The 25,695-nt window shown below is 60.8% G+C and carries 27 protein-coding genes and 1 pseudogene; 16 read left to right on the forward strand and 12 right to left on the reverse strand.

From position 1 onward, the window contains the following. Position 1 precedes the first annotated feature (1 nt). Positions 2 to 310, reverse strand: coding sequence for a hypothetical protein (locus PQQ86_RS23645; protein WP_408272377.1), 309 nt, complete (start codon positions 308 to 310; stop codon positions 2 to 4). Positions 311 to 640: 330 nt separating this feature from the next. On the opposite strand from PQQ86_RS23645, the gene PQQ86_RS23650 reads away from it, so the two are divergent. Together PQQ86_RS23650 and PQQ86_RS23655 are read left to right on the forward strand one after the other, a co-directional pair. Further along, positions 641 to 952, forward strand: a complete 312-nt coding sequence (locus tag PQQ86_RS23650; protein ID WP_408272380.1) for a hypothetical protein — start codon at positions 641 to 643, stop codon at positions 950 to 952. Further along, positions 945 to 1,154, forward strand: coding sequence for a hypothetical protein (locus tag PQQ86_RS23655; protein ID WP_408272385.1), 210 nt, complete (start codon positions 945 to 947; stop codon positions 1,152 to 1,154). The genes PQQ86_RS23650 and PQQ86_RS23655 overlap by 8 nt, the downstream gene beginning before the upstream one ends. Before the next feature lie 40 nt (positions 1,155 to 1,194). Here the strand turns inward: PQQ86_RS23655 and PQQ86_RS23660 are convergent, their stop codons facing one another. The 3 genes from PQQ86_RS23660 to PQQ86_RS23670 form a co-directional block, all read right to left on the reverse strand. Then, positions 1,195 to 2,520: an SUMF1/EgtB/PvdO family nonheme iron enzyme gene (locus PQQ86_RS23660; RefSeq protein WP_408272390.1), complete on the reverse strand. Its 1,326-nt coding sequence runs from the start codon at positions 2,518 to 2,520 to the stop codon at positions 1,195 to 1,197. 131 nt (positions 2,521 to 2,651) lie between these two features. After that, a complete protein-coding gene (locus PQQ86_RS23665; protein WP_408279331.1) occupies positions 2,652 to 3,308 on the reverse strand; it encodes a helix-turn-helix domain-containing protein in 657 nt (218 codons plus the stop codon). Between the two features lie 381 nt (positions 3,309 to 3,689). Continuing rightward, on the reverse strand, positions 3,690 to 4,157 hold the full coding sequence (locus tag PQQ86_RS23670) for a universal stress protein (protein WP_408272393.1): 468 nt from the start codon (positions 4,155 to 4,157) through the stop codon (positions 3,690 to 3,692). A gap of 290 nt (positions 4,158 to 4,447) precedes the next feature. On the opposite strand from PQQ86_RS23670, the gene PQQ86_RS23675 reads away from it, so the two are divergent. Continuing rightward, positions 4,448 to 5,137, forward strand: coding sequence for a FadR/GntR family transcriptional regulator (locus PQQ86_RS23675; RefSeq protein WP_408272396.1), 690 nt, complete (start codon positions 4,448 to 4,450; stop codon positions 5,135 to 5,137). 174 nt (positions 5,138 to 5,311) lie between these two features. On the opposite strand, the gene PQQ86_RS23680 is transcribed toward PQQ86_RS23675, so the two are convergent. Further along, positions 5,312 to 5,905 carry an acyl-homoserine-lactone synthase gene (locus PQQ86_RS23680; protein ID WP_093637295.1) on the reverse strand — a complete coding sequence of 198 codons (594 nt, stop codon included), beginning with the start codon at positions 5,903 to 5,905 and terminating at the stop codon, positions 5,312 to 5,314. Positions 5,906 to 6,058: 153 nt separating this feature from the next. On the opposite strand from PQQ86_RS23680, the gene PQQ86_RS23685 reads away from it, so the two are divergent. Next, on the forward strand, positions 6,059 to 6,376 hold the full coding sequence (locus PQQ86_RS23685) for a helix-turn-helix domain-containing protein (RefSeq protein ID WP_408272399.1): 318 nt from the start codon (positions 6,059 to 6,061) through the stop codon (positions 6,374 to 6,376). Here PQQ86_RS23685 and PQQ86_RS23690 read toward each other — a convergent pair. After that, a complete protein-coding gene (locus PQQ86_RS23690; RefSeq protein WP_408279333.1) occupies positions 6,360 to 7,064 on the reverse strand; it encodes a helix-turn-helix transcriptional regulator in 705 nt (234 codons plus the stop codon). The two genes, PQQ86_RS23685 and PQQ86_RS23690, sit on opposite strands and share 17 nt — an antisense overlap. 543 nt (positions 7,065 to 7,607) lie before the next feature. Between PQQ86_RS23690 and PQQ86_RS23695 the strand changes: the two are divergent. From PQQ86_RS23695 to araD, 7 genes and pseudogenes are all read left to right on the forward strand, one after another. Then, positions 7,608 to 7,999: pseudogene (locus tag PQQ86_RS23695) on the forward strand (dihydrodipicolinate synthase family protein); the annotation flags it as partial. 107 nt (positions 8,000 to 8,106) lie between these two features. Then, complete coding sequence (locus PQQ86_RS23700; protein WP_408272402.1) at positions 8,107 to 9,051, forward strand: SMP-30/gluconolactonase/LRE family protein; 945 nt, start codon at positions 8,107 to 8,109, stop codon at positions 9,049 to 9,051. Positions 9,052 to 9,328: 277 nt separating this feature from the next. Continuing rightward, complete coding sequence (locus tag PQQ86_RS23705; protein WP_408272405.1) at positions 9,329 to 10,498, forward strand: extracellular solute-binding protein; 1,170 nt, start codon at positions 9,329 to 9,331, stop codon at positions 10,496 to 10,498. A 20-nt stretch (positions 10,499 to 10,518) separates the two neighbouring features. Further along, on the forward strand, positions 10,519 to 11,598 hold the full coding sequence (locus PQQ86_RS23710) for an ABC transporter ATP-binding protein (RefSeq protein WP_408272408.1): 1,080 nt from the start codon (positions 10,519 to 10,521) through the stop codon (positions 11,596 to 11,598). Then, positions 11,595 to 12,473 carry an ABC transporter permease gene (locus PQQ86_RS23715; protein WP_175048955.1) on the forward strand — a complete coding sequence of 293 codons (879 nt, stop codon included), beginning with the start codon at positions 11,595 to 11,597 and terminating at the stop codon, positions 12,471 to 12,473. The genes PQQ86_RS23710 and PQQ86_RS23715 overlap by 4 nt, the downstream gene beginning before the upstream one ends. Before the next feature lie 140 nt (positions 12,474 to 12,613). Continuing rightward, positions 12,614 to 13,396, forward strand: coding sequence for an ABC transporter permease (locus PQQ86_RS23720; protein WP_408279335.1), 783 nt, complete (start codon positions 12,614 to 12,616; stop codon positions 13,394 to 13,396). Next, positions 13,393 to 15,132: an L-arabinonate dehydratase gene (araD, locus tag PQQ86_RS23725; RefSeq protein WP_408272412.1), complete on the forward strand. Its 1,740-nt coding sequence runs from the start codon at positions 13,393 to 13,395 to the stop codon at positions 15,130 to 15,132. The genes PQQ86_RS23720 and araD overlap by 4 nt, the downstream gene beginning before the upstream one ends. A 14-nt stretch (positions 15,133 to 15,146) precedes the next feature. Here araD and PQQ86_RS23730 read toward each other — a convergent pair whose 3' ends face one another. After that, positions 15,147 to 15,752, reverse strand: coding sequence for a short chain dehydrogenase (locus PQQ86_RS23730; protein WP_408272414.1), 606 nt, complete (start codon positions 15,750 to 15,752; stop codon positions 15,147 to 15,149). Between the two features lie 207 nt (positions 15,753 to 15,959). After that, on the reverse strand, positions 15,960 to 16,412 hold the full coding sequence (locus tag PQQ86_RS23735; RefSeq protein ID WP_408279337.1) for a DUF3005 domain-containing protein: 453 nt from the start codon (positions 16,410 to 16,412) through the stop codon (positions 15,960 to 15,962). Between the two features lie 337 nt (positions 16,413 to 16,749). Between PQQ86_RS23735 and PQQ86_RS23740 the strand changes: the two genes are divergently transcribed. The 3 genes from PQQ86_RS23740 (at position 16,750) to PQQ86_RS23750 (ending at position 19,024) form a co-directional block, all read left to right on the forward strand. Then, a complete protein-coding gene (locus tag PQQ86_RS23740) occupies positions 16,750 to 16,983 on the forward strand; it encodes a hypothetical protein (RefSeq protein ID WP_408272417.1) in 234 nt (77 codons plus the stop codon). Between the two features lie 127 nt (positions 16,984 to 17,110). After that, positions 17,111 to 18,046, forward strand: a complete 936-nt coding sequence (gene epsC, locus PQQ86_RS23745) for a serine O-acetyltransferase EpsC (RefSeq protein ID WP_266223469.1) — start codon at positions 17,111 to 17,113, stop codon at positions 18,044 to 18,046. Positions 18,047 to 18,220: 174 nt separating this feature from the next. After that, the gene (locus PQQ86_RS23750; protein ID WP_408272420.1) at positions 18,221 to 19,024 is read left to right on the forward strand and encodes an AraC family transcriptional regulator; all 804 of its coding nucleotides are present in this window, start codon (positions 18,221 to 18,223) and stop codon (positions 19,022 to 19,024) included. 313 nt (positions 19,025 to 19,337) lie between these two features. On the opposite strand, the gene PQQ86_RS23755 is transcribed toward PQQ86_RS23750, so the two are convergent. From PQQ86_RS23755 to PQQ86_RS23765, 3 genes are all read right to left on the reverse strand, one after another. After that, positions 19,338 to 19,844: a metal-dependent hydrolase gene (locus tag PQQ86_RS23755; RefSeq protein WP_408272423.1), complete on the reverse strand. Its 507-nt coding sequence runs from the start codon at positions 19,842 to 19,844 to the stop codon at positions 19,338 to 19,340. 154 nt (positions 19,845 to 19,998) lie between these two features. Continuing rightward, positions 19,999 to 20,349 carry a sugar ABC transporter ATPase gene (locus PQQ86_RS23760; RefSeq protein WP_408272426.1) on the reverse strand — a complete coding sequence of 117 codons (351 nt, stop codon included), beginning with the start codon at positions 20,347 to 20,349 and terminating at the stop codon, positions 19,999 to 20,001. Between the two features lie 295 nt (positions 20,350 to 20,644). Next, on the reverse strand, positions 20,645 to 21,796 hold the full coding sequence (locus PQQ86_RS23765; protein ID WP_408272429.1) for a porin: 1,152 nt from the start codon (positions 21,794 to 21,796) through the stop codon (positions 20,645 to 20,647). Between the two features lie 627 nt (positions 21,797 to 22,423). Here PQQ86_RS23765 and PQQ86_RS23770 point away from each other — a divergent pair. Both PQQ86_RS23770 and PQQ86_RS23775 read left to right on the forward strand, forming a co-directional pair. Beyond that, on the forward strand, positions 22,424 to 22,996 hold the full coding sequence (locus PQQ86_RS23770; protein WP_408272432.1) for a hypothetical protein: 573 nt from the start codon (positions 22,424 to 22,426) through the stop codon (positions 22,994 to 22,996). Between the two features lie 189 nt (positions 22,997 to 23,185). Beyond that, on the forward strand, positions 23,186 to 25,144 hold the full coding sequence (locus PQQ86_RS23775) for a PhoX family protein (RefSeq protein WP_408272435.1): 1,959 nt from the start codon (positions 23,186 to 23,188) through the stop codon (positions 25,142 to 25,144). A gap of 32 nt (positions 25,145 to 25,176) precedes the next feature. On the opposite strand, the gene PQQ86_RS23780 is transcribed toward PQQ86_RS23775, so the two are convergent. Continuing rightward, on the reverse strand, positions 25,177 to 25,611 hold the full coding sequence (locus PQQ86_RS23780; RefSeq protein WP_408279339.1) for a hypothetical protein: 435 nt from the start codon (positions 25,609 to 25,611) through the stop codon (positions 25,177 to 25,179). Positions 25,612 to 25,695: the final 84 nt, after the last annotated feature.

The following is a 25,695-nucleotide window of genomic DNA, read 5'->3' on the forward strand; positions in this document are numbered from 1 at the left end:
GCTACCCGCTGTTCGTCGCCCACGTTGTCATGGCGGACAGAACAAGCAGGTCTTCGACGCAATCCGATAACTCGCAGAGTTCCTGAAATGGCGCGCCGTTGGTGTCAAGCAAATGGTGTCGCCTGAGATCGCGTAGCGCGTTGCCGAGGCGCCGGATGGCCTCGGGATCGCTGTTCGTCAGTGGCCAGCCTTTTAACAGATACGTCAGCGGTACGACGCTTCTGCTTTCGCACCACAGATCGAACAGGTGGATGCACTTCGCGTTGATGTGCTCAACCGCGTTTTCTCGCTCAGACAGATACGGAACCATGGCCACACTCAGGAACAGGACGATTGACGAGTCTTCATCCTATGTGGATAGTTATCGCAGCGCTGTCAGGACATCAAGAAAGAAGGGCCGGTCAATGCTGAACTTCATGTCAGGAAATCCCTATACGTTGCCTGTGTTTTCTCTGTCGATTCGGCGCAACGGTAGTGTGAACTGACCGCCATGCGATCAGACACCGCCTCGCCGACGAAAAAATGAAGCTGTATTAATCGGCGCAGCGGTTGGATTAGGGGAATCCTGACATACGAATCAGCTGTTCCTTAATGAACTATCCGGTGCTCCCGACGGAACCGCCGCTTCCAGCACCTTACGATGACTTCACTTGCATCATGGAGTGCAGACATCGTGGCTGAAAAATCGTTGCGTGGGATCGTTGGAAAACTGCTTGGCACGGAATGCCGCCAGTCGGTCCGCGTGCTGTCGATACGTCGCTCACGATCTGGCCGGACTCGTCGTGTGTGCGTCGAAGTGCAACGGCCGGGTGGTTCGCTCGCGCTGTTTTTCTTTCGCCACAGCGACGGAATCTGGCATGTGTTTCCGCCCGGAGACGCTCGTCCTGCGATGAGCACCGCCGTGTTGCCACAGAACGGCGAGACAATGGCGAAGGAGGCCGCGCATGGCTGAAGACTTGTCGAATGGATTTTCGCCGGACGAAGCAGGTCTGCGCGCATGGATGTTGGCATGGTACGACCATGCCGTTTCGGTCGGCTTCCTCTGTCCGCCGTTCATCATGAACGACGTCATGGCTGAACGGCTTGAGGGCTATTTCAGAGTGGGACTCACGCCGGCCGAAGGTGCGGAAGCATTTTTCGGCGTCGCGCACTGACTTCGGCACTTCAATATTCGCGGCATTTCAAGTCATCTGCTTATGGCTGATTCGTTACCGTCACACACCGAAACCCCGCATACACGTATTGGTAATGCGGTTGAAACCAGTTCCGGAAAGCCGGCCGCAACATGCATTGCGCGGTGCGTGCTGAACCGCCTTTGATCACGTAATGCTGCCCGTCGAAAAAGTTGGCGGAGTAGCCCGGATAAAACGGAAACGCTTCAAAGCCTGGCAGTGCGTCGAATACCGTGGAGGTCCACTCCCAGCCATTGCCGAATTGACCTTCCACGCCGAACGCGCTGACGTTGTCCGGATATGCGTCGACCGGCTGCGGGTCCCAGCTGCGAAAATCGAAATTGCCCGATGCGGCGTGCGGTGCGCCATGTGCCGCGCGTTGCCATTGCGCTTCGCTGGGTAGCGTCTTGCCGGCCCAGCGCGCGTAGGCGCTGGCTTCGGCATGGCTTACGTAAGCGGGCCAGTCGAGCGGCAGCGGCACGTCGTCGAACATCGTGCGCAGCATCCACACGCTGTTCTGATCGCTCCCGGTTTGCTGCGACCAGCAGGCGGGATGGTCGATATGTTCGGCTTCTTTCCACGCCCAATCCGTGTCTGTCCACCACTTCGGTTCGCGATAGCCACCCGCCTCGATAAACTCCCGGAACGCGCCGTTCGTCACCATATGGCGGTCGATCTCGAACGCGGGCACGTCGACACGCTTCTCGCCGAACTCGTTGTCCCAGCCGAAATGGCCACTCTCGCGCGACATGCCGAGCACCGTTGCGCCAGACGACACGCTGACCATCGACGACAACGCCTGCCGCGGTTCAGGACGCGTGAGCGCCGGCTCCCGCAAGCCGGCGACCTTCTGCGCAAGCGGCAACTGATGCAGCATGTACGCAAGCGTTTCAGCATGCATCAGCCGATGCTCGATCGCGACGTTCAGCAACTGCTCGGACGCGTTGGCAGGGGCGCCCTCGCGGCCGACGCGTGCGGAGTCACTCAGTGCGTCGAGTTCGCGGTCGATCTGCTCGCGGGCGCGCAACGCATAGGTGCGCACGGCGTCGAGCGAGGGCCAGTCGCTGGGTTGATCGGTCGGAAAGCCGCCGTCGACAGGATCGATGCCGAAAGCGAAGAGCTGGTCGAGGTGCGGATCGAATGCCGGCAGGTCGCACAGGCGCTGATCGAAAAGATTACGATCGAAAGCTTCCAGATGGCCGACGTAAAACACGATCCGGTGGCGCTCACGGATCGGCCGTTCGTACAGAAATTCGGGTTTGACGATAGAAAACAGTGCGTCGGTAACTTGACGCGCGTCGATCAGACGCTGGACTAGCGGGTGATGCGGGGCGGGGTCGCGATTCATTTCGCCAAGTCTCCTTGCGGGGGACGGACTAAAGACTTTACCCGCTCGCAGGAGCCATGCCAAGACGAATGCGCGCTAAAAAGCAGGTGGCCGGGGACGGGGCGACGCGGGCCAGGTCCTGGGCGTGCGGCTTACACCTTCTGCAAGCCCTCCAGATCGACGATCCGGATGTGTTTGCCTTGTATGTCGATCAGGCCGCGTTTTTGAAATCTTGACAGGGTGCGGCTCACGGTTTCGAGCGTCATGCCGAGGTAGCTGCCCATGTCCTCGCGCGTCATGCGCAGATTGAATTCCGCCGACGAATAGCCGCGTTGCGCGTTGCGCTCCGACACGTCGAGCAGAAATGCCGCCACGCGTTCGTCTGCTGAAAGGGAGCCGAGCACCATCATCTGGCCGGCTTCGCGGACGATCTGTTCGCCCAGTAGTTTGTGCAGGCGGTCCTGCATCGAACTGATTTCACGGCACAGGGACTTGAGGGCCGGGTAGGGAACGATACACACGGTGCTGTCTTCAAGCGCGACGGCGCTGCATGCATGAACGTCTTCGCTGATACCGTCGAGGCCGAGCGCTTCGCCGGCGAGGCGCAGCCCTGTGACCTGTTCGCGGCCGTCACGGTGGGCCATGACGGTTTTCATGGAGCCGGAACGCACGGCGTAAATATTGTCGAAGCGGTCGCCGCTGCGGTATAGCGCTTCGCCGCGCTGCACCGAGCGCGCGCTGCAAATGAGCGCTTCGAGTTTCGTTAGTTCGCCGGGCGACAAGCCTTGCGGCATGCAGAGCGCCCGCATCGAACAACTCGAACAACGAGCGGCGGTGCGCGCCGTTGCCCTCACCGGCGCGGCACGGCGGCCGCGACGCGCCGGCGGCGACTTTGGAGTGGATTCGGCGGCGCCGGCGGTGCGAGTCACAGCGGTAGGAGTAAGCATGTTCTGCAGCCATTTGTCAGAGTAACAACTGATTGTCCCACCGCCCATGCTCCCCGTTTAGCGACAAAATGACGCGTTCTCGCAGTTAGGCATCTTGAGCGATGTCACGCTCGCATTGCTGTTTGTGGTTATGGACTGCTATGTATCGTGGCGAGCATGTTCTGCGCTGATTCTGGAGATATAGCGCTGCGCGTGCCGCTCGATGCGGCAAGCACACGCTTTGCAATGTGTGTCGCGACGCGTTCAGGCGTATTCACTAACCTTGCCGGCCGCGGAGGGGATCAGCAGTACAGGCAAGGTTGCCTGACGCACGCAGCGCTCTGCGACGCTGCCGAGAATCAGGCGCTGAAAACCGCGCCGGCCATGCGTGCCCATCACCAGCAGATCGGCGTTGAAGTCGGCGGCAGCTTTTAGCACGACCACCGAAACGTCGTCGAGCGAGGAGGCTTCGCCCACGATGAGCTCCCCCTTGACGCCTTGCGCCGCCATGGCCAGGGCGAATTCCGCGCAGAGTTCCTTGCCCTCTTCGACGAGGCGGTTGCGCAGAATGGATGGGTCATAACCGGGCGCTTCGAAATACATGGGTGTGTTTTCGACGACGTAGAGCGGCTGCATGACAGCACCGGTGGATTTCGCTAGCGCGACCGCCGCTTCGAATGCGCGGCGCGAGGTGTGGCTGCCGTCGACCGCTACGAGGATGCGTGTGTACATATCGACTCCGCGTCTGAAGGATTGGGATGCCGCGGCCATTGCGCGCGGCCTGGCTCATTGACGATTTATTACCGATGCCAGCTTAAATGATCGCTGAAAAAGGTGCATCCTGGCAGGATGTAAATCAAATACTTGTCAAATTTTGCGATAGCGGCGCTCCATGGGACAAGCACCGTGCAGCAAGCGTTTGCGGTATTCCTGCTAAGCCGGGGCGCATGTATCAAATCAAGATAGGGTCAGGTTTGCCTTACAATCAGGATCTACTCAGACAAGCTGCTTCAGCACCGCTGATGAACGAGCGCAAAACGACGGGCTTGCCCGACAAGATCTACGGCGACATCCTCAATCGCATTCTTGAAGGCGAGTACAAGGAAGGCGAGCGGCTGCCTACCGAGCATGCGCTGGCCGAACGCTTTGCGACGTCGCGGCCCACAGTGCGCGAGGCCTTGGCGCGTCTGCGGGCGGACGGGATCATCATGACGCGGCATGGTTCGGGCACCACGGTCGCGCGGCGGCCGGACCCGGACGTGCGGCGGTTTGCGCCACTCGAAACGCTGTCGGACATCCGCCGCTGTTACGAATTTCGCATCGTGACCGAGGCGGGCGCGGCCGAACAGGCAGCGCTCAAAGCCGATGCGGACGACATCGCCGCGATCCAGCATGCATGGGACCAGCTGGAACGCATCATCGAAACCCGGGGCATCGGCGCGCAGGACGATTTCATGTTCCACCTGGCGGTGGCGCGCGCCTCGAAGAACCCGTTTTTTATCACGGTCATGTCGTTCATCGAAGAACAGATTCTGTTCAGCATGAATCTGTCGCGCAATCTTTCGCTCGTGAAGACGGTGGAGCGGCAGCGGCTCGTGCAGGCCGAACATATGGCCGTGCTCGAGGCGATCCGCCGTAAGGACGGCCCTGCAGCGGGGCAGGCGATGCGCGCGCATCTCGAGAATGCGCTCGAGCGGATGTTCGGTTGCTGATATCCCGCGTGCCTCCCCCGCGGGTCGCAAATACCAGGTAACCGGGCTGTCGGTCTGCTTCGACGGGGCAACCGCGACTAAGCCCACCGTGACCAGTCCACTGCAACTAGCCCATTGCATCCTGACCGCCCGCAACCGGGTCACCGCAACTGCGGCCCCAGTCGTGTCCAGGCGTCAGGCGGCGGCGGCCATCGGCCCGAACAGGGCGGTGCGGGTCTTCGGACTGACCGCGATATCCAGCGCCACGGCCCGTTCTACGCCGATCTGCAGGGGCGACCCGAGCCGGCTGATGTCGATCCCGGTCTTGCGCAGCAGCCGTTCGATCGGCGTGGTGGTCACCGTGACGTAGCGGGTGATGCCCATTCGGTCGGCGAACGTCACGAGTTCGTGAATCGCCTGCATGGTCAGGTCGGCAAAGCCGAATGACTGTTCCTCACCGCTGGTTTCGATCGCAAACCGGCTCAGTTCCCAGATATGCCGCCCAACCGGCGCATCCGCACCATGGAGCAATTGCGGGAAGGTGTCCTTCAGCATGTTCGGCCCTTCCGTTGGCATCAGGCGCCAACAGCCCCGCACGTGCCGATCGTCGCCCTGAATCAGCATGTAGTGCGGCCCGAGAGCGTCGTAACCGTCGATTTCCATGCCCGCGATGGTCGGGATGTCCCACCCGAGCCGCCCGTGAAACACCCGAGCCCGCAGTCGGTACATCTCGTTGATGTCTGCGTTGTCGAATTCCTGCCGCATTCCAATCCGGATTGCTGTTTGCATGACGTTCTCCTGAACGTGTTGGGGTACCCAATACGCAAGAAAACTTATGCATTTTGAATCTTTCCGCCACCTACCTACCTGGATAGGTGTGCATGCTTATCGGATAACGCAGAATTCGAGACAAGCCTCAGCCCTCAACCGACGGGACACAAAATGGAACTTCTCGAAAACCACTGGCAAGCGCAACCCTCGGTCCAAACCCGCCCGGCAGAGCCGTCATCGGCGGTGGATCGTGTTCTGATCATTGCCTACCGCAAGAAGAAGAAGGAGAGCCAGCGCCGCTTCTGGGCACGCTTTGGCGTGACGCAGTCGCGTGGCAGCCGGTTCGAATCGGGTGCCGAAATTCCGGCGCCGGTGTCGATCCTGCTGGGCCTCTACTTCACCAAAACCGTTTCTGACGCCGATCTGGGGCGGGCCGAACGGGTGCTGTACAGCCGCGACGCCGCCGCCTTCCTCAACCCGGGTCAATAAGCCCCAACTGCGCGGCGATCACGGCCGCCGCGCGCCGCGAATTCACACCGAATTTCGTCCTGATGTTCTTCATGTGGAAGTTCACAACGGCTTCCGAACAGCTCAGGATATGGGAGATTTCCCAGGTGGATTTGCCGCGCGCGGTCCATTTCAGACATTCGCGTTCGCGCGGCGTGAGCTTGGGCAATAAAGTCTGAGTGTGCGTATTCAAATGGCGCTGGCTGGTATCGATCACCAGATCGCGCAATAACACCAGATTCGGCAACGCAACGTTGACGTGACGCCAGAACGCGTCGCTCGGATTGCTGTCATTGACGAAGCACATCATGCCGGCTTCCTGGTTCGGTCCATGGATCGGCAACGTCACACCGGCGCGCAGGCCGTGCGCGCGGGCTTCCTCATACATCGATTGCTGCGGTGCGGTCGTAAAAATGTCCGGCGACCAGATCAGCGGCGTGGCGCGTGTCGCGCAATGCGAGACAGTCGGGTCGATATGGACGAGCCCCTGCTCGTCGTAGGTGCGTCGCCAGGCCGGTGCGTAGGTGCTCCGCACATAGGCGTCTTCAAGGCGAATGGTCGGGCGCGGCAGCATGGCAATCAGAAGCCTGTCGAAGCCCCATGTGTCGGCCATGCCCGCGATCGCGCCGAACCATTCCGCTTCATCTGCGGCGTTCAGTAGCGGTGCCATTTCCTCGATAAAATGTAGCGACAATTTGGTTCTCTCAGACTCGCAAACGTCCCGTTGCGGTTAATTGCGGTACGGCGATCCGTCCGGCCGTTTTTATCTTCACAATCTATCACTAAAATTTATTTCGCAAGCCGAGGGCGATTTCTAAAAGAAACGCCGCCAGCGCGGGTTCTGCAACCAGGCGAACGAATTACTCCTTATATCGGATTTCTTCGACCTGATTAACATTCACGGGTCGATAAAGTGGGTAATTTTCTCGTAGCGGCTTTTTGATGCTTTTGATTTGCAACATTATTGTCAAACCACTTTGAATGGCCGTGCGTGTCGAAATTCTGGACAAAACCACGCTAATTACCAGATTGACGATTTCCATCTGACCCTTCGCCATTCTCTAACACCCGCCCGTCACCGTCTATTGTCATACGAAAGCGACGCACCGCGCTTTGCCAGCTTCGGCTTCTTCGCATCGACTTCGACTCGAGATCGCCCGATGACACCGTACTCGGGTTGTTTGACAACGTTGCGAACCCAATGCTAACTTGAACCCGCTACCGTACGGCGATGGTGTTGCCGCTGAGTGGATTTACGACGTCCGAAGGCGTGGAGGCGGGGCTCACGCGTGTCGCCGACGCGGCGGGTAGGCCGCTCACGCTGTACATCAAGAGCGAAAACTACGTGGAGCTCGACACGCTCGCGCGATTGATCGAGCGCAGCGTCTCCACGACGCTTTCCCGCCGCTGGAAACCCTGCATGATGAAATCTCGTTGATCCGCGTGTTACATGACGCGGTCACGTTCTCGAAGATTGCCGACATGGGGCCGATCCTGCCGCTACGCAGTTCGACGCCGTCCGAACATCATGCGAAGATCGATCATGCGACGCAGATCCTGCTCGCGTTGGAGCGTCAGTTCGCGCAGAAGCCGGCGTCGCATTGACCTCGTAGCGGCCGCGATTACAGGTGCGTGCGCGGCGCGCCGGCGTGGAGGACGCAGCGTGCTTCGACCCATTTTCCCCCTCAACTTCCATTGTCCAAAGCCTACGCATGACCGACACCAGCCGACGCTATCCCGATCCCTCCATTCGCGTTCTCGATCCGCGCTTCAGGTCGCTGATCCTGGCTTCTGCTTCCGTCGAGTGTCTATATCAGGGCGCGCGCTGGTCTGAAGGGCCGGTCTGGTTCGGCGACGGCCGTTATCTGCTGTGGAGCGACATCCCCAATGACCGCATCCTGCGCTGGGACGAAACCAGCGGCGCGGTGACCACGTTTCGCCAGTCTTCGAACAATGCAAACGGTCACACGCGCGATCGCCAGGGCCGCCTCGTGACCTGTGAGCACCTGACGCGGCGCGTCACGCGAACCGAGTACGACGGCTCGATTACCCTGCTCGCCGACCGTTATCTCGGCAAGCGTTTCAACTCGCCGAATGACGTGATCGTGAAGTCGGACGGTTCGATCTGGTTTAGCGATCCGACCTTCGGCATCGACAGCTTTTATGAGGGCGAGCGGCAGGAGTCGGAATTGCCCGCGTGTGTGTACCGAATCGACGGCCAATCCGGCGAGGTGACGATGGTCGCGGACGACGTACTGGGCCCGAACGGCCTCGCGTTTTCGCCGGACGAGTCGGTGTTGTACATCGTCGAATCGCGTGGCGTGCCGCGCAAGATTCGCGCGTTCGACGTCGACATCAGCAGCAAGGGCGTCGTGCTGTCGAACAACCGCGTGCTGATCGACGCCGGCCCGGGCACGCCCGACGGCTTTCGCGTCGATACACACGGCAATCTCTGGTGCGGGTGGGGCATGGGCACCGACGAACTCGATGGCGTGCGCGTCTTCACGCCGCAAGGCGAGCCGATCGGCCACATCGCGTTGCCCGAGCGCTGCGCGAACGTGTGCTTCGGCGGACGTCATCGCAACCGGTTGTTCATGGCGGCGAGTCACGGCTTGTATTCGTTGTATGTGAATACGCAGGGCGTCCAGGGCGGGTGAGGGCGCAAGGCGTGTTGAATGAGCAGTGCAAGTTCAGGTTGCCTGGCAACTAGCTGAACGACTCGCTTGCGAACTCCGGGTTTGCCCTTGGATAACGCGTGCAAACCATTCAATCACAAGGATTTCCCGCAAAAAAAGCCGATTTTCTGAGCAAAACTGGGTGGCGAGTATTTGCTTGACATCGGCAGTTCCGCTTCGCTATGTTCCATTGGTAGAGAGACACCGCCAGCAGCACATCTGGCCGGCGGACTTCCATACCAAGAAGCGAGGAGACGCAATGACTGTTTCAGGCAGGTTGGCGCTCAGGCTGGTGTCCGTATGTCTCGTGGCAAGCGCCGCCTTGGGATCCACCGCTCATGCGGCCGATCCGGTAACGCTCAATATCGTCGATGTGGCCGGCGACCTTCAACTCACGCAGAAGGGTTTCGAAGCCTTCAAGGCAAAGTATCCGAATCTCGTCGCCAATCTCACGTTCACCAACGCGCCCGCGCCGCAGTTGCCCGGCAAGATCAAGGCGATGCAGGCCGCTGGCCGTTCCGACATCGATCTCGTCCTGACGGGCACCGACGCACTGGCCGCCGGCATTGAACAGAATCTCTGGATGAAGCTATTGCCGGACAATGCCGCGGCCTTCCCCGGTGTGCTCGACAAATACGCGCCCGGTCCGCGCAAGATGCAGGACCTCGCGCAAGGCTTCGGTCTCGAGGTCGCCTATATGCCGGCCGGTCCGTTGCTCGAATACAACCCCGCGAAAGTCAGCGATCCGCCCAGAACGCCTGAGCAACTCCTGCAATGGTGCAAGGCGCATCCGGACAAGCTGATCTATGCGAGGCCGGCGAACTCCGGTCCCGGCCGCACCTTCCTGATGGGCCTGCCTTATGTGCTCGGCGACAAGGATCCGCAAGATCCGATTCACGGCTGGGACAAGACGTGGGCTTTCCTCAAGCAGCTGAACGATTGCATTCCTTACTATCCCGGCGGCACCTCGGCGGTGATGAAAGAGCTCGGCGAGGGTACGCGCGACATGACCGTGACGGTGACCGGCTGGGACATCAACCCGCGCGCGCTCGGCATCGTGCCGGCGGAATTCCGCGTGCAGGCATTCGACAACATGACGTGGGTGAACGACGCGCACTACATGGTGATTCCGAAGGGCGTGCCGAAGGAAAAGCTCGACGTGATCTACAAGCTGATGAACTTCATGCTCGAACCGGCGCAACAGGCCATGACCTATGACGACGGCTATTTCTACCCCGGGCCGGCGATCAAGGGCGTGAGCATCGAGCAGGCGCCCGCGCACAGCCAGGATGTGCTGAAGAAATACGGCCGTCCGGAGTACGCGAAGCTGCTGGCGGAACGTCCGCATGTTTTGCCGCTGAATGCCACCGCGATGGTCGCGGCTTTCAAGAAGTGGGACAGCGACGTCGGCGCGCAGAAGACCAAATAGCCGCGTATCAGGAAACCGCCATGAAGCATCACTTTGAGCAGTTGCGGCTCGATTCGGTGAGCCGCAGTTTCACGAATGCGGAGGGCCAGGCGGTCGCGGCGCTGCAAGGTCTCGATCTGAATATCCAGCGTGGCGAGTTCATTGCGTTGCTCGGACCTTCGGGTTGCGGCAAATCGACGGCACTCAATTGCATCGCCGGATTGCAGCCCTTGAGCGGCGGCGGCATCTGGCTCGACGATAAACGCATCGACGTGCTGCCGCCGGAAAAGCGCGGCTTTGGCATGGTGTTCCAGAACTACGCGCTGTTTCCGCATATGAGCGTGCTGGATAACGTCGGCTTCGGCTTGAAGATGCGTGGCGTCGCGAAGAGCGAAGCCATGCGCCGGGCGCGCGAAGCATTGCAGCTCGTACAACTGGTCGGTCATGAACGTAAGCTGCCCGGGCAACTGTCGGGCGGTCAGCAGCAGCGCGTGGCGATTGCGCGGGCGATCGTGATCGAACCGCCACTGATTCTGATGGACGAACCGCTGTCGAATCTCGATACGAAGCTGCGCATCGAAATGCGTGCTGAGATTCGCCGCATCCACAGTCAGCTCGAACGCGCAACGCTCTACGTGACGCACGATCAGGACGAAGCGCTTTCCATGGCTGATCGCATCGTCGTGATGAAAGAGGGCGTAGTGCAGCAGGTCGGCACGCCGAAAGAGGTCTACACGCGGCCGCAAAATTTGCACGTCGCGCGTTTCATGGGCTATCGAAACGTAGCCGAATTCACGCTCGAAGGCACGCAAGGCGATGGCGTTGCAGTGAGCGTGAATGGTGTGCGTCTGATCGGCACACCGATGGCCGGTTTCAACAGCAAGCGCGTGAGCGTTGCGCTGCGCCCTGAGGATATGGAGCGCGCAGCACCTGGCGTGGAAAACGCCTTCGACGCGTTGGTGGCCACCGTGGAATACGGTGGCCACGATTCACTGCTGCGGGTGAAGACCGCCTTCGGCGATTTGTGGGCGCGCATCGCGGGCGAATTCGAAGAGGGCGAACGCATCAGTCTGCGCGTGCCGCCGTCACGTACGCTCGTCTATGACGCAGAGGCTGCTTGAACACGCCCACGTTGTCGCCGCCGCTCGCGCCGCGCGACGCCAAGGCGTGGCTGGTCGCGCCGGCTTTGATTTTCATCGTGGCGTTGTTCATCTATCCGTTTGCGTATGGTTTAGTGCTGTCGTTCCGGCCGATGAACGGCGGCGGCCTGTGGGCCAACTATCTGACGTTCTTCACCGACACGTCGATGTGGCCGACCATTCTCGTCACGCTTAAGCTCGCCGTGCCGGCGACGTTGATTAATGTTGGCGTGTCGGTTCCGGTGGCGTTCGCGCTGCGCCGCAACTCACCCTATCAGAAACTCGTCACGACGCTGCTGGTGATTCCTGTCACGCTCGGCACCGTGCTGATCGCCGACGGCATGCTCACGTACTTCGGCCCGAACGGCTGGTTTCCGCAGGCGTTACAAGGGCTGCATCTTTACACCAATGAAGTGCGTCTGACGCATAACTTCTGGGGTGTGCTGATCTCGCTGATCGTGTCGGGCTTTCCGTTTGCGTTTCTGTTGACGCTGTCCTACGTGACCGGCATCGATCCGACGCTCGCGAGCGCTGCCGCCACGCTCGGCGCGAGTCCGTGGCAGCAGTTCCGTCGGATCTATTTGCCGCTGCTGGTCCCTGGATTAACGATGGCCGCCTGTTTGTCGTTCGTGCAGGCGTTCTCGGTGTTTCCGTCGGCGGTGCTGCTGGGCGCCCCCGCGGGTCCGACGCGCGTGATGTCGATCGCCGCAGCCGAAGCCGCGTTCGAAAGCTACGACTATTCGCTTGCTTCGGCGATCGCGATGGTGATGGGCTTCGTACAACTGCTGGTGGTCGCCGCGATGCTCGGTGCGCGCCGCTTCTTTTACAGCGGTCCGGTGACGGGAGGCAAAGGCTGATGGCTAGCGATCACCACGCCGCGGATCCTTCGTGGTCTGCGTCGAAGGAAAACAACGACGGCGCCGAGCAACCCAGTAAGCGCGTGAAGCAGCGCGCCAGCGTGCCGGGACGCATCTGGCAGGTGCTGGTGTGGGGCGCGATGGTGTTCTTTCTCGTCAACGTGGTGTTGCTGATTGCGACCGTCGCGGTGAATTCGCTGGCGACCCGCTGGTTCGGCACCTTGTTGCCGCAAGGCTTTACGCTGCATTGGTACGCGCAGGCATGGAGCGATTTTCAACTGGCGGGCGTATTGTGGGTCACCGTCGAAGTGGTCGGCGCGGTGGTGGTGTTGTCGGTTGTACTCGGCGTGCCCGCGGCGTATGCGCTCGCCCGCGTGCAGTTTCGCGGCAAGCGCATGGCGATGCTGATTTTCCTGTTGCCACTGATGGTGCCGCCCGTGACATACGGAATTCCGATGGCAACGGTAATGTACAAAGTCGGCCTCGCGGGCACATTGGGCGGCGTGATTCTCGCGAATCTCGTGCCGGCGCTGCCATTCGTCATTCTGGTGATGACGCCGTTCATCGAGCAGATCGATCCCAATCTCGAAGCGGCGGCGCGCATTTTCGGCGCGAACACGTTTCGCTATTTTCGCTACGTGCTGCTGCCCCTGCTGGTGCCCGGCATGCTGGCGGCCGGGCTGCTCGTGCTGGTGCGCACGATCGGCATGTTCGAACTGACATTCTTTACAGCGGGCCCCGCGACGCAAACGCTCGTGGTCGCCTTGTACTACGCTGTATTTTCAACCGGCGTGCGAGCGCCGCAATCAATCGACGCGATGGCGATGATCTACATGGCGATCACGTTGATCTGGGTGCTGATCGCGCTGCAATTCGTCAGCCCGACGCAGATCGTGTCGCGCGTGAAGGAGCACAGACGTTGACGAAGAGAAAGAACCCCGAAGAACTGCGCAGCCACCGCTGGTACGGCTTAAACGATCTGCGCTCGTTCGGCCATCGCTCGCGTACCGCGCAAATGGGCTATAGCCGCGAGGAGTACGCGGGCAAACCGGTGATCGCGATCCTCAACACGTGGAGCGAGATCAATACTTGCCACACGCATTTCAAGCAACGTGTCGAGGAAGTGAAACGCGGCATCTGGCAGGCCGGCGGCTTTCCGGTCGAACTGCCCGTGCAGACACTCGCCGAGCCGTTCCAGAAGCCCACCACGATGCTCTATCGCAACTTCCTCGCAATGGAAGCCGAGGAGACGCTGCGCTCGTATCCCGCCGATGGCGTCGTGCTGATGGGCGGTTGCGACAAGACCACGCCCGCCTTGCTGATGGGTGCGATCTCGATGGATCTGCCGGCGATTTTTCTGCCGGCCGGTCCGATGCTGCGTGGCAACTGGAACGGCGTGACGCTGGGCTCCGGATCGGACAGTTGGAAGTATTGGGCCGAATTGCGTGCGGGCACGATCACCGAAGCGGACTGGCAAGGTATCGAAGGCGGTATCGCGCGCTCGCCGGGGCATTGCATGACAATGGGCACCGCGTCGACGATGACCAGCGCCGCCGAAGCGCTCGGCTTCACGTTGCCCGGATTTGCCTCCATTCCCGCAGTGGATTCGCGGCACGCGCAGATGGCGGCGAAAACCGGCATGCGTATCGTCGAGATGGTGTGGGAGGACCTGAAGCCGTCTGACCTGATCACCGCCGGTTCAATCGATAACGCCGTGACCACCTGCCTCGCGCTCTCTGGTTCGACCAACGCGATCGTACATATGATTGCGCTCGCACGCCGCGCCGGTATCGAACTGACGCTCGATCGCTATGACGACATCTCGCGCCGCACGCCGGTGCTGGCGAATGTTCGTCCGACCGGCGCGTATCTGATGGAGGACTTCTTCTACGCGGGCGGATTGCCAGCCATGCTCGCCGAACTGGGCGACCTGATCGACCGCTCACAGAAAACGGTGAACGGCCGCACGCTCGGCGAAAACCTCGAAGGCGCGACGATTTTCAACGACGAGGTGATCCGCCGCCGCAGCGCGCCGCTTCTGCCCAATAACGGCCTCGCGGTGCTGCGCGGCAATCTCGCGCCCGACGGCGCCGTGATCAAACCCGGCGCCGCCGAGTCGCGCTTGCTTGTGCACACCGGCCGCGCCGTGGTGTTCAAGGACTACAACGACATGGCCGCGCGCATCGACGACGAAGCACTCGACATCGACGAAACCTGCGTGATCGTGCTGCAGCATGCGGGGCCGGTGGGGGCGCCAGGCATGCCCGAATGGGGGCAATTACCGATCCCGCGGAAACTGCTGCAAAAGGGCGTGCGCGATATGGTGCGTATCTCGGATGCGCGGATGAGCGGGACGAGTTACGGCGCGTGCGTATTGCACGTCGCGCCGGAGTCGTTTGTCGGCGGCCCGCTTGCGCTGGTGCAGAGCGGTGATCTGATCGAGCTGGACGTGCCGGGGCGCAAGCTCAACATGCTCGTACCGGAGGAAGAACTGGCGCGCCGCAAGGCCGCCTGGGTCAGACCCGAGCCGCGGTTTACGCGCGGCTACGGCGCCTTGCATCAGGCGCACGTGCTGCAGGCGAATAAAGGCTGCGACTTCGATTTCCTGCAGCGCGGCGGCGCGCAGACGGATGCAACCGGCGAGCCGGAGATTCACTGAGCTTACGGAGGACTTCAATACCCCACGCGATACACCCGGCCCGTTTGCGCGCCTTCCACGCTGCGCAGATAGGCCTGTGCGGCACGTTCGGCGGTGACCGGTTCGAAGCCGCGGAAGTAGGGCGCATAAGCACCGAGCGCTTCGGTGAGTACGGTCGGGCTCACCACATTGATGCGGATGCCGCGCGGCAATTCGATCGCGGCGCCGCGCACGAAACCTTCGAGGGCCAGATTGACCGTGGTTGCATTCGCGCCTTCGCGAATCGGTTCGTCGCCGACAATGCCACTCGTCAGCGTGAACGAGCCGCCGTCATTCACGTACCGCTGGGCGCCCAGCACCACATTGATCTGACCCATCAGCTTGTCGCGCAGACCGACCCAGAACTGCTCGACGCTCATTTCCGGCAGCGGGCCGAAATGCAGCTTGCCGGTGGTGGTGACGATGCCGTCGACTCTACCAATTTCGCTAAAGAGCCGCTCGATGCTGGCCGGGTCGGTGCTGTCCACGCGATACTGGCCACGCGTCGCACCCACTTCGATGACTTCATGACGTGCTTTCAATGCCGTGCTCACTGCCTGGCCGACCATGCCGGTTGCGCCTATTACGACAATCTTTTTCATCTGCTGCTCCGTTTGGTGTTGGACGTGCAGTCAATTGTGTCGGCCAACGATCGGCGGAAAAAGCCCGTTCGGCTTGCAGGTCCTGCAACCCTGAGTTTCTAATCCGTAACGAAACGCGCACCGTCATTCAAACGGTGCGAACTTTGGAATGGACTGATTAATCGGTGCGCGCGGCGCAATTCAAACGAATACGCGCCGCGCGAATAGTTATTTCGCCCGATGCAATTCAATCACACGAGTGGGCCGCAGGTGATTAAGGGCGAAATGAACGCGGCCACGTTCGCGGCGGCTGCGGATCGGGCGCGGGTCATCGAACAGATCATCTTCTGAATCGACGCCTTGCGGCTCGACCATGCCTTTGTCGATGACCGTGCAGCCCGGCTCGAGCGCCAGCAGCAGATGATTGCCGCCAACCCGGCTGTCGAAGCCGGCCATGCCGTCCTGCGCCTCTGGCACGCTATTGATGAGGGTTGCGTTGGACGTCGTGATCTCGTCCGGCGAGATCGGGCTGTGGCCGGCTATGCGGGCGGCCTCGAGATTCTTGCCGTCGGTGTCGACCGTGCTGTCGTGAGTGCGGTCGTTATGCAGTTCCGTTGTGCTCGGGCCGGTGGTGCGCGGTTGCTTGCCGGCGTCTGCCGGCTTGTTGATATCGCTGTTCATCATGCATTCTCCATTGAAGAGGACATGGTTGAAGTGCAGCAAAACCTGTTCCGCCTCGCACAACCTCTTTGTGCGTGTGAGTTGTACCGCGGTTGCCTCGCAGTTTATGTGCAATGACATATGCGGGCATTTCACGTGACGATTGCGTCTGCGATTCTTTTCGTTTTTTTTAATGGACGCCTATTTTCTACAGAGTATGATCTTACTCCGACGAGCGAAGCGCGGTTAAATCGACGACATGCGTCCGGCTGTTTTTTACATAGCCTGACAGCGAACACACGCCGAACAGACGCGCGCTACTCAAAACATCTTACGGGGCCGTCAGGGCGGGTGACACATGCATTTCGATGCTGCATTCACACATCGCGGCTACTTGCTGAATTGCGCGCCGGCGCGCGTGGGCGACGGCAGCTGGCAACCTTATGTGGTCATCTCCCGCTCGAGCGACGGCGAACTGGTCGCCAACCGTTTTTTCCCCACCGACTTGCGTTTTCCTGATGAAGCCACCGCTATCGCGCACGCACGCGACTGGGCCGTGCGCTGGATCGATGCGAGCAGCGTGACTATCTGAAGCGCGTTCGCCACGCGCGGACCGGCATACCGGGCAGCCGCGCGACGTTGCGCGAGCCGCGGCAAAACGCGGTAATCTCTTGGGACAATCACTCTGAACCGCGCCTATCGCGCGGCGCCGTCCTTTTATGCCAAACGTGCCTGCCCACAACTGGGGTCTCGAACAGATCGTCGCGGACCTGCGCGCCTCGCGTGAAGAATTGCATCGCACGCGGCATCCGCTCGGCATTCGCGAGCTGCCGTCGCGCGAGGCGGTGATCGGGATTGTCACCGGCTTGCGTGCGGCGCTGTTCCCCACGCACTACGGCGCTCCCGATCTAACTGACGAAACCGTCGACTACTACGTCGGCCACACGCTCGAAAGCACTCTGCGATTGCTTGCCGAACAGATTCGCCGCGCCTTGCGCTTTCTGCCCGAGTTCGGCGAAACGCCCGATGCGGATCTGAAGGAGCGCGCGTTCAACGTCGCGCGCGAGTTCGGCACGCAGTTGCCCGGTATTCGCGCGTTGTTGGTCAGCGATATTCAGGCCGCGTTCACCGGCGACCCGGCCGCGCAGCACATCACTGAAATTCTGCTGTGTTATCCAGGCGTGTGGGCCATGACGCACCATCGTCTTGCGCACGCGCTGCATCGCCTCGGCGTGCCCTTGCTCGCGCGCTTCATCAACGAGATCGCGCACTCGGCGACCGGCATCGACATTCACCCGGGCGCGACCATCGGCCCGAGTTTCTTTATCGACCACGGCACGGGCGTTGTGATCGGCGAGACCGCGATCATCGGCGAGCGCGTGCGTGTCTACCAGGCCGTGACGCTCGGCGCGAAGAGCTTCGCGGCGGACGTTGACGGCACGCTGGTCAAGGGCAACGCGCGCCATCCGATCGTTGAAGACGATGTCGTGATTTATGCCGGCGCGACGATTCTTGGCCGCGTGACGATCGGGCGCGGCTCGGTGATCGGCGGCAATGTGTGGCTGACGCACAGCGTGCCACCGGGCAGCAGCGTATCGCAAGGCAAGATCCGCGAGGGCGAGCGCACGGGCACGGACGAAGGGGGCGGTCGATGAGCGTGTTGGCTCATGCGTCATCTCGCACTTTGCCGCGAGGACTGGTGCGCGGGGTGCTCTGGCGATCTGCATACGGCTCGCTGCGTGATTCAGCGTGCAGACCGCCGCGTGTTGTGCTGCGCGGAACGCTAGTTAACTTCTGAAAGGCGCACCATGTCACGCGGCCGCGTTCACATGCCTCGCTGTGCGCTTGCTGGCGTCGAAGCGACGGTGGCCGAAACGGCGCATTCGTTTCCGCGCCACTCGCATGACCGCTTCGGCGTGGGCGTGATCGTCACAGGCGGACATCGATCATCGAGCGGTCGCGGCGTAGTAGAAGCGCGGGCGAACGACGCGATCATGGTGAATCCGGGAGAAGTACACGACGGCAGCCCGCTTGACGAGCGCGGACGTGCATGGCGCATGCTGTATTTCGAGCCATCGATGCTGAGCGATGCCGCGATCGAGTTAAGCGGTATGGCCACGCACGAGATCGAACTAACTCAACCGGTGGTACACGACCCACTGCTGAAGATACTCTTTGAGCGCCTGTTCGCAGTATCGGTGGAAGCGCAATCCGTGCCGGACGATCTGATCCGGGAGGAGACGATGCTCGAGTTGCTTGGGTATCTACTTCGAACTCACGCGACTACGCATGCACGTCCGCGGTTAGCACAGCCATTTGGCCCGATTGAACGAGCGAGGGCACGCATCGACGACGACCCGTCGTCACCGCTCACGCTAACCGACCTTGCTACGGACGCCGGCATGAGCCGCTTCCAGCTGCTACGGGGCTTCGCGCACGAGATGGGGTTGCCACCGCACGCATACAGGATGCAGCGCAGGGTAATACTTGCGAGGCAACTGATCGCACGCGGCGCGACATTGGCAGACGCGGCCACCACAGCGGGGTTTGCGGACCAGAGCCACATGACCCGAGCATTCGTGCGATTGATGGGCATGACCCCTGCCAACTACGCCGCCGCGAAGCGGCGATAAAGCACACCAACGGGGTTAAGAACAACGCTTCGGCGCGCGCAGCGTCGCCGGAAGAATGACACCCTTGTCACAAGCGCAAGCAGGTGCACGACCCCAGATTCCAGATGCACCACTACCCTACGCGACCTACGGCCCCCACTTAGCAGGAGTGGTTTGAGCCGCTTTCTTTTGCCTACTTTTCTTTGCGGCAAGCAAAGAAAAGTAGGTGCCGCCCCGCACAGGGGCAACGCTAATAGACCACTAACAAAACAAGGAAAGGCCAAAGCCTTAAGAACACTGACAAAAGCGCCGCGCAGGCAAAAAACGCCAACGTCTACCCAACTCTAAAAAACCTCAAAACCGATCCCCCATGCAACCAGAAATGCTCACTAACAAACCACGCGGCGACCCACGAAGCCGCAACAACGATCAAATCACAATGCCCACTATTCCAAAGATTCAAAGAGTGCCGCCCGGCGACCCAGGGCACACCCAAAGGATTCGGCCAATCGGCCAACAGATGCATCAATCCCCCACAAGCAAACCCAAACACCGGCGCAGCATAAACCGAATGCCCAAGCCAATGATAAGAACCCACTAGCAACGCGACCCACCCCACACCCCAATGCGTCAACGTACGATGCGTAATCCACAGCCTTCGCGCGCGTGACCACCACGCCACCTCCAGCCAGTCCGGCGCCGTACTCCCCGCCACTCCGGCGATGAAACTCAGCAACACGCCGATATGAAACGAACCACCGCCGCCGACGCGCGCGACAACAGCCGCCGCGATAACGCCGGCCGCAAACCCAGTCGCGTGATGTGCTTTGTTGGATGCCATCGAACCTCACGACGCAGCGCGCCGGATAAAAGCCAAGGGGCGGCTATGTTCGCAGATGAGCGGATAAAAAAATAGCCGACACGCGAGATAAAAAATCGCGCATCGGCGTGGTCTTCGGTGTCGTCCTTAACAACGCAGCCGCGTGACCCAAACCTCAGGTCGCACAGCGCGCAATATCGACGCGCATTTCCGGTTCAGGAGGATCGTCCGGCGCATTCGCGGGATGCATCACCTTGATGACCGAGCCGGCGTTGTACGGCCTCAGCGTGACCAAATACGAGTTGTTCGAATCGGAGCCGACAGCGATCTCGGTCGCGTCGCCTACGCGAGACATTCGCACGCGTGACAGCTTGCTTTCGAGGCAATCGGCGATATAAGCAGGGGCGCGCTGCGAAGACACGTACATCATCGGCTGGGACGCGTCGCGGGCGGGGCCGCTGGAACCGCAGGCAGCGAGAAGAGCAGTGAGGGCAGCAGCGGGAGCAAGCAGGAGAAGTCTTTTCATGGTCCGATCGTCGGCGTCCCCGATCGTGCACGGGAACTTGGGGCGCGGGCGAAGCGCAACGCGATTGAACACAACGTCATGCTTCGCGACGAAGCAGCCGTTCAACCGCAACGACGTTACGGCAAGGAAGGCCGCCGACGTCAGTATACCCACGGCATGCTTGCGCCGTCACTATCGCTACGTCGAAACGTAAGAACGTAAGCACCGTGAAAAAAACCCGCGCGTGATCGTGCCATGCGCGGGTTCAGTTGCAGAGCGGCCTGGTACACCGTTCTGCACGTGCCACCGGAAGAACTTAGAAGCGGTGACGCAGGCCGACAGCCGCAGCAACCTGGTTGCCCGTCGACGACGGCGCCAGGGTGTTGATCGCCGCCACGTTCGCACCGAAGTTGCCGAGTTCGCCCGTTGCGTGCTGATATACGCCTTCCACGTACACGTCGGTACGCTTGCTCAGCGAGTAGTCGCCTTGCAGCGACACCGTGTGCCACTTCGGATCGCCCGAGCCGTTCGAACCCGACATCTTGCCGTCGGTGAACGTGTACGAAGCGGCGAGGCTCAGTGCCGGCGTCAGTGCGTACTTGCCGTTCAACTCGTAGTTGTCCAGATGCAGGTTCGTGCCCGCCACACCCGGCAGCGTCGTGCCGCCGACGTCCACGCCCGTGATGCCGTCCAGTTGCGTATGCGTGTACACGAAGCCAGCCGTTGCCGGGCCGTACGTGTAGTTGATGCCCGCACCGAACGTGCGTTGCAGGTTCGCCGCGACAGCCGCGGTGCCGTCGCCTTGCGAGACTGCGCCGCTCAGGTTCGAGCTACCCGAGTTGTTCAGTTGCAGGTAAGCGGCGGCTATGCTCAGCGGGCCGTTGTCGTACGAAGCGCCGGCGCTCCATGCGCGGTTGTTCGAGAACTGGCCGGCTGAATTGCTGAAGCCATACAGGCCGCCGAATTTCAGGCCGGCGTAGTTCGCGCTCGTGTACTTCACGGCGTTCTTGATCGAGAACGAGTTGTCCAGATTGTCGTTATCGAACGGATGGGCGGCGAGATTGTTGCCGAAGCCTGCGCCCGCTTCGGACAGCGGCGCGAGGTAATCGACCACGGAGTCGTACTGACGGCCGAGTGTCAGCGCACCGTATTGATCGCTCTTCAGACCGACGAACGCCTGACGATTGAACATCGTGCCGTTTTCCGAGTCCAGGCCATTGTTCAGGTTGAAGCCGTTTTCCAACGTGAAGATGGCGTGCAGACCGCCGCCAAGGTCTTCGCTGCCGCGCAGGCCGAAGTAGGTGTTCGACACCGAACCGCTGCCTTGTTGCCAATTGCTGTGGCCGCCCTGGTTGTTCGAATAGACGAGACCGGCGTCCAGCGTGCCGTACAACGTAACGCTGCTTTGTGCGTGAGCGGTGATGGCGAACGCGCCCATGAGGCCTGCTGCGATGAGGGTTTTTTTCATGTTTAGATAACTCCGGGACAGTGCGTAGAGAATCGCATTCCAGTGCTAACAGCCGATTGCGCCGGCTGCCTGACGATCCGTTGCGAAGTGTATGCCTGCCATTTATATCTTTAAGCGCGTATGGCGCAACAATGCATTTTCTAATTCGGAATAGCGGATTGGGAGCTGTGTAAGTGCGGGTAAATAAAGAAAAAAATATTCGTGCGCGATGCCGCTGTAACTATTCGTCAAATTGTCGGTGTTGCTGGATCGCGACGCTCCATCTATGTCATATTCAGTAAGGATTTGAGCGCGTCGTTGCCTGATTTTAGAATCATTCTGATTTCTGCAATGGACTCTTCCAATTCGTGTGCTCTATCCCGGCGAATTACGGTTCTACAATTCGTTTCACCCCCTGACCAGGGGTGTCTTTTTCATCTCTTTATACGCGGCTTTCGGGCCGCGTTTTTTTCGAATGTTTTATTATCGGTTTATAAGTTCCCGCGAATAACGAAATGCACTATTTCGATTGGCGAAGAGCGTGCCTGGCTTGTCCGTTCGTCAGAGGGCCGCGTTCGGCGGGTGTGGGGCGGGTAGAATCGCAGGCTTGAGTTGTGTTTCCGCCCCGCGAACGTGAGTAAACCTGTAATGACCAATTCCCCCCTTCCATCGTCCGACACCGCTGCTGACTCCCCGACGGAAGGCGTGTCCGAAATCCACGAAACCCCGCTCGAGCATCTGGAAGAAGCAGTGCCCGAAACCCAGCACGAAGCGCGTCTGTGGCGCGATGATGGCTGGACCGCGCGTGTCATCAAGAACGAAGACGACGAAGGCTGGGCCGTCGCAATGATCAAGGACGGCGAAGCGGAGCCGGCGCTCGTCGGCCCGTGGACGATGGGTCGCAACAAGAAAGATCCGAAGCCGCTCGACACGTCGGCGTTCAACACGCTGGTGAAAACCGCGTCTGAAGTGTTGCGCCGCCATGAACAGCAACTGCGCGCCCAGTTGCATAAAGAAGTGCGCGTGGCCAGCGCGGACGGCAATGACGAACTCGACATCACGCTCGACATCGTTCCCGACGAAGACGAACCGTATGCGCTGCTGACCGCCCTCGATACATTCGGCGAACAGCTCGCGCAAGTGCAGGTGGCGCCGAACTTCAAGCTGAGCAAGGCGAGTGCTGCTGCGTGGGTCGAAAACGAATTCCGCCGTCCGGGCTAGATCGGCGGTGACGGGTTTCAGCTAACAACAGCTGAATTTAATATTACTAAGGCCTGTCAACATACTTTCATATTCACTTCATAGAATCCTCGCGTCATAGCGGCGCGAGCGTGAACCATGCGGTTTTGGGTCTGAGTGCGTGCCGGCTGTGCATTTACCCACGCTACCCAAACCCTGGATCACGACAACATGGCAGAGCCGTTCGACCTTTCCCGCCGCAAGGCCCTGAAACTCCTCGCTGGTGCGCCGATGCTGCCGTTAGGCGGCCTTGCAACGGCGTCGATGCTGACCGCGTGCGGCGGCGGAGGCGACGGGCTGGCTGCGACGCCGGTCAAGCCGGTGGCCAACTTCGTCTCGGCGGCATTCGGCGGCATGGCCGCGCCGACGCTGGCTGACCCCGCCGCGATGGCGAAAACCACGGTCGGCTCGACGCTGTCGGTACAACTGAGCGACGGCAGCAGCCGCACGTTCAAGCTCGCGTACCAGCCGTTCTTCGTGACTGGCGACACGGTGCCGAACATCAAGGGCGGGACGATCCTGGCCGGCGGCTACTTCGATATCAACAATCAGCCGATCGTCGATAAATCGGTAGCGGGCAAAGAGCGCCAGTTCTATTCGGACTGCCCGGACGGCAGTTCGCTGATTCGTCTCGACAAGCCCACGGTGAAGGGCCTCAAGGGCAATGCGGTATTCGCTGTCGTGCAGTTCGAATACGCGACCCGCGATCAGAGTCTGAAGTCGATGTATGGCCAGTTGCCGTCGCCGATCGCCGTGCTCACACTCGATCAGGACCCGACCACGGGCAAGCTCACGCTGGTGGGCTACCACAACGTCGATACGTCGAAGGCGCATGGTTTGTGGATCACTTGCGGCGCGAGCCTGTCGCCTTGGAACACGCATCTGTCGAGCGAAGAGTACGAGCCGGACGCCGCGACGATCGCAAGCAACAGTCAGTTCAAGGGCTTCAGCCGCAGCCTTTACGGTGACGAAACCGCCGCCAATCCCTATCACTATGGCCATCTGCCGGAAGTGACCGTTAATCCCGACGGCACCGGCACGATCAGGAAACACTACTGCCTCGGCCGCATCTCGCATGAACTGATTCAGGTGATGCCGGATAAGCGCACCGTATTGATGGGCGACGACGCGACCAACGGCGGCCTCTTCATGTTCATCGCCGATCGCGAGGCCGATCTGTCGGCGGGCACGCTGTACGTCGCGAAGTGGATGCAGGTGTCGTCGAGCGGGGCGGGGGCGGCAACGCTTTCCTGGATCAATCTGGGCCACGCGACCAGCGACGAAATCGAGGCGCTCGCCAACCAGCTGAGCGCGAGCGACATCATGGACGTCGCGACCAGGGACCCGGCCGATTCGACCTACACGAAGATCAACTACAACGGCACCTTCAACTGGGTGCGCGTCAAGCCGGGTATGACGAAGGCGGCAACCTTCCTCGAAACGCATCGCTACGCAGCGTTGGCGGGCGGCAGCATGGGCTTCACGAAGCTCGAAGGCACGACGGTCAATATCAAGGACAAGGTGCTGTATTCGGCGATGTCACGCATCGAGAAATCGATGGTACGAGCTCACGCCGCATCGACCGATGTCGCTGTCGACAAGGCGATCAACGCCGGTGCGGTTTACGCGCTGAACATGAAAGGCGGCCAGCGCGACCGCAGCGGCGGCGCGATCAACAGCGACTGGGTGCCGGTGGACATGGCCGCGCCCGTGGCGCTGGTCGGCGAGGATCTGTCGTCCGCTGACGTGCTTGGCAACACGGCGAACCCGGAGCGCATCGCGAATCCGGACAACCTCAAGTTCTCGGAGAAACTGCGCACGCTCTTTATCGGCGAAGACAGCGGCATGCACGTCAACAATTTTCTGTGGGCTTACAACGTCGACACGAAGGCGCTCGCACGTGTGTTGTCGTGCCCCGCGGGCGCGGAGTCGACAGGCCTGCACGCGGTCGACGAAATCAACGGCTGGACGTACGTGATGAGCAACTTCCAGCATGTCGGCGATTGGGAAAGTCCGTTGCACGACAAGGTCCAATCGACGCTCGATCCGCTCGTACGGGCGAACTATAAGGACCGCTTTGGCGCGACGGTGGGGTATCTGACGGCGGACCCGGCGGGGATCAAGTTGTAGGGAGGGCGAGCAGGGCGGCGCGACCCGCCGCCTCAACTCCGCTTGCAGAAAATCGCCGTCACGAGCGGCGCCACCCGATGCACGATCGCTGTGCTGCCGGCCTCGGTGAGCGCGGCCTGGACCTTGGATTCGCCGCCGAACACCACGACGCCATAGGCGGAGCGGGCCACGGGTTCACCGTCGCCGACGTGGAACATCGGGTCGTCTTTTTCGTAGCCGACCACCGCGAAAACGTGAAATCCGAATGCGGTCAGGTCGGCGCCCTGCGCCGGTGAAAACGCATTGATGGAGTTGCTTTCGACTCGCATTGGTTTCGGATCGATCAACTGCTGCTGAGCGAGATCGGCAATGAACTGATGACCGCTCTCATTGCAGGTGAGCGGTGTGTCGAGAGCGGCAGCATGACTGCTGAGCGGCAGCGCGGCGGCAGCCAGCGCAAGGAGTACGGACGAAAAGAAGCGTTTCATATACGTGAATGGCGACCCGCGTTCGATGTAGTGAGTTCGCAACGGGCGGCGGCGATGCGCCGCACCCCGAAAAGACATTGCGCA

The sequence above is a fragment of the Paraburkholderia sediminicola genome (assembly GCF_046026675.1).
Classification (GTDB): domain Bacteria; phylum Pseudomonadota; class Gammaproteobacteria; order Burkholderiales; family Burkholderiaceae; genus Paraburkholderia; species Paraburkholderia sediminicola_F.

Bases quoted from the DNA above. Each gene is read 5' to 3' on its own strand.
- PQQ86_RS23705 (WP_408272405.1), top strand. From the start codon at position 9,329: ATGACTGTTTCAGGCAGGTTGGCGCTCAGGCTGGTGTCCGTATGTCTC.
- PQQ86_RS23740 (WP_408272417.1), top strand. From the start codon at position 16,750: ATGCATTTCGATGCTGCATTCACACATCGCGGCTACTTGCTGAATTGC.
- PQQ86_RS23720 (WP_408279335.1), top strand. From the start codon at position 12,614: ATGGTGTTCTTTCTCGTCAACGTGGTGTTGCTGATTGCGACCGTCGCG.
- PQQ86_RS23750 (WP_408272420.1), top strand. From the start codon at position 18,221: ATGCCTCGCTGTGCGCTTGCTGGCGTCGAAGCGACGGTGGCCGAAACG.
- PQQ86_RS23770 (WP_408272432.1), top strand. From the start codon at position 22,424: ATGACCAATTCCCCCCTTCCATCGTCCGACACCGCTGCTGACTCCCCG.
- PQQ86_RS23670 (WP_408272393.1), bottom strand. From the start codon at position 4,157: ATGTACACACGCATCCTCGTAGCGGTCGACGGCAGCCACACCTCGCGC.
- PQQ86_RS23735 (WP_408279337.1), bottom strand. From the start codon at position 16,412: ATGAACAGCGATATCAACAAGCCGGCAGACGCCGGCAAGCAACCGCGC.
- PQQ86_RS23760 (WP_408272426.1), bottom strand. From the start codon at position 20,349: ATGAAAAGACTTCTCCTGCTTGCTCCCGCTGCTGCCCTCACTGCTCTT.
- PQQ86_RS23700 (WP_408272402.1), top strand. From the start codon at position 8,107: ATGACCGACACCAGCCGACGCTATCCCGATCCCTCCATTCGCGTTCTC.
- PQQ86_RS23665 (WP_408279331.1), bottom strand. From the start codon at position 3,308: ATGCGGGCGCTCTGCATGCCGCAAGGCTTGTCGCCCGGCGAACTAACG.
- PQQ86_RS23775 (WP_408272435.1), top strand. From the start codon at position 23,186: ATGGCAGAGCCGTTCGACCTTTCCCGCCGCAAGGCCCTGAAACTCCTC.
- PQQ86_RS23755 (WP_408272423.1), bottom strand. From the start codon at position 19,844: ATGGCATCCAACAAAGCACATCACGCGACTGGGTTTGCGGCCGGCGTT.
- PQQ86_RS23730 (WP_408272414.1), bottom strand. From the start codon at position 15,752: ATGAAAAAGATTGTCGTAATAGGCGCAACCGGCATGGTCGGCCAGGCA.
- PQQ86_RS23660 (WP_408272390.1), bottom strand. From the start codon at position 2,520: ATGAATCGCGACCCCGCCCCGCATCACCCGCTAGTCCAGCGTCTGATC.
- PQQ86_RS23645 (WP_408272377.1), bottom strand. From the start codon at position 310: ATGGTTCCGTATCTGTCTGAGCGAGAAAACGCGGTTGAGCACATCAAC.
- PQQ86_RS23780 (WP_408279339.1), bottom strand. From the start codon at position 25,611: ATGAAACGCTTCTTTTCGTCCGTACTCCTTGCGCTGGCTGCCGCCGCG.
- PQQ86_RS23685 (WP_408272399.1), top strand. From the start codon at position 6,059: ATGGAACTTCTCGAAAACCACTGGCAAGCGCAACCCTCGGTCCAAACC.
- PQQ86_RS23690 (WP_408279333.1), bottom strand. From the start codon at position 7,064: ATGGCACCGCTACTGAACGCCGCAGATGAAGCGGAATGGTTCGGCGCG.
- PQQ86_RS23650 (WP_408272380.1), top strand. From the start codon at position 641: ATGACTTCACTTGCATCATGGAGTGCAGACATCGTGGCTGAAAAATCG.
- PQQ86_RS23765 (WP_408272429.1), bottom strand. From the start codon at position 21,796: ATGAAAAAAACCCTCATCGCAGCAGGCCTCATGGGCGCGTTCGCCATC.
- PQQ86_RS23675 (WP_408272396.1), top strand. From the start codon at position 4,448: ATGAACGAGCGCAAAACGACGGGCTTGCCCGACAAGATCTACGGCGAC.
- PQQ86_RS23655 (WP_408272385.1), top strand. From the start codon at position 945: ATGGCTGAAGACTTGTCGAATGGATTTTCGCCGGACGAAGCAGGTCTG.
- epsC (WP_266223469.1), top strand. From the start codon at position 17,111: ATGCCAAACGTGCCTGCCCACAACTGGGGTCTCGAACAGATCGTCGCG.
- PQQ86_RS23680 (WP_093637295.1), bottom strand. From the start codon at position 5,905: ATGCAAACAGCAATCCGGATTGGAATGCGGCAGGAATTCGACAACGCA.
- PQQ86_RS23710 (WP_408272408.1), top strand. From the start codon at position 10,519: ATGAAGCATCACTTTGAGCAGTTGCGGCTCGATTCGGTGAGCCGCAGT.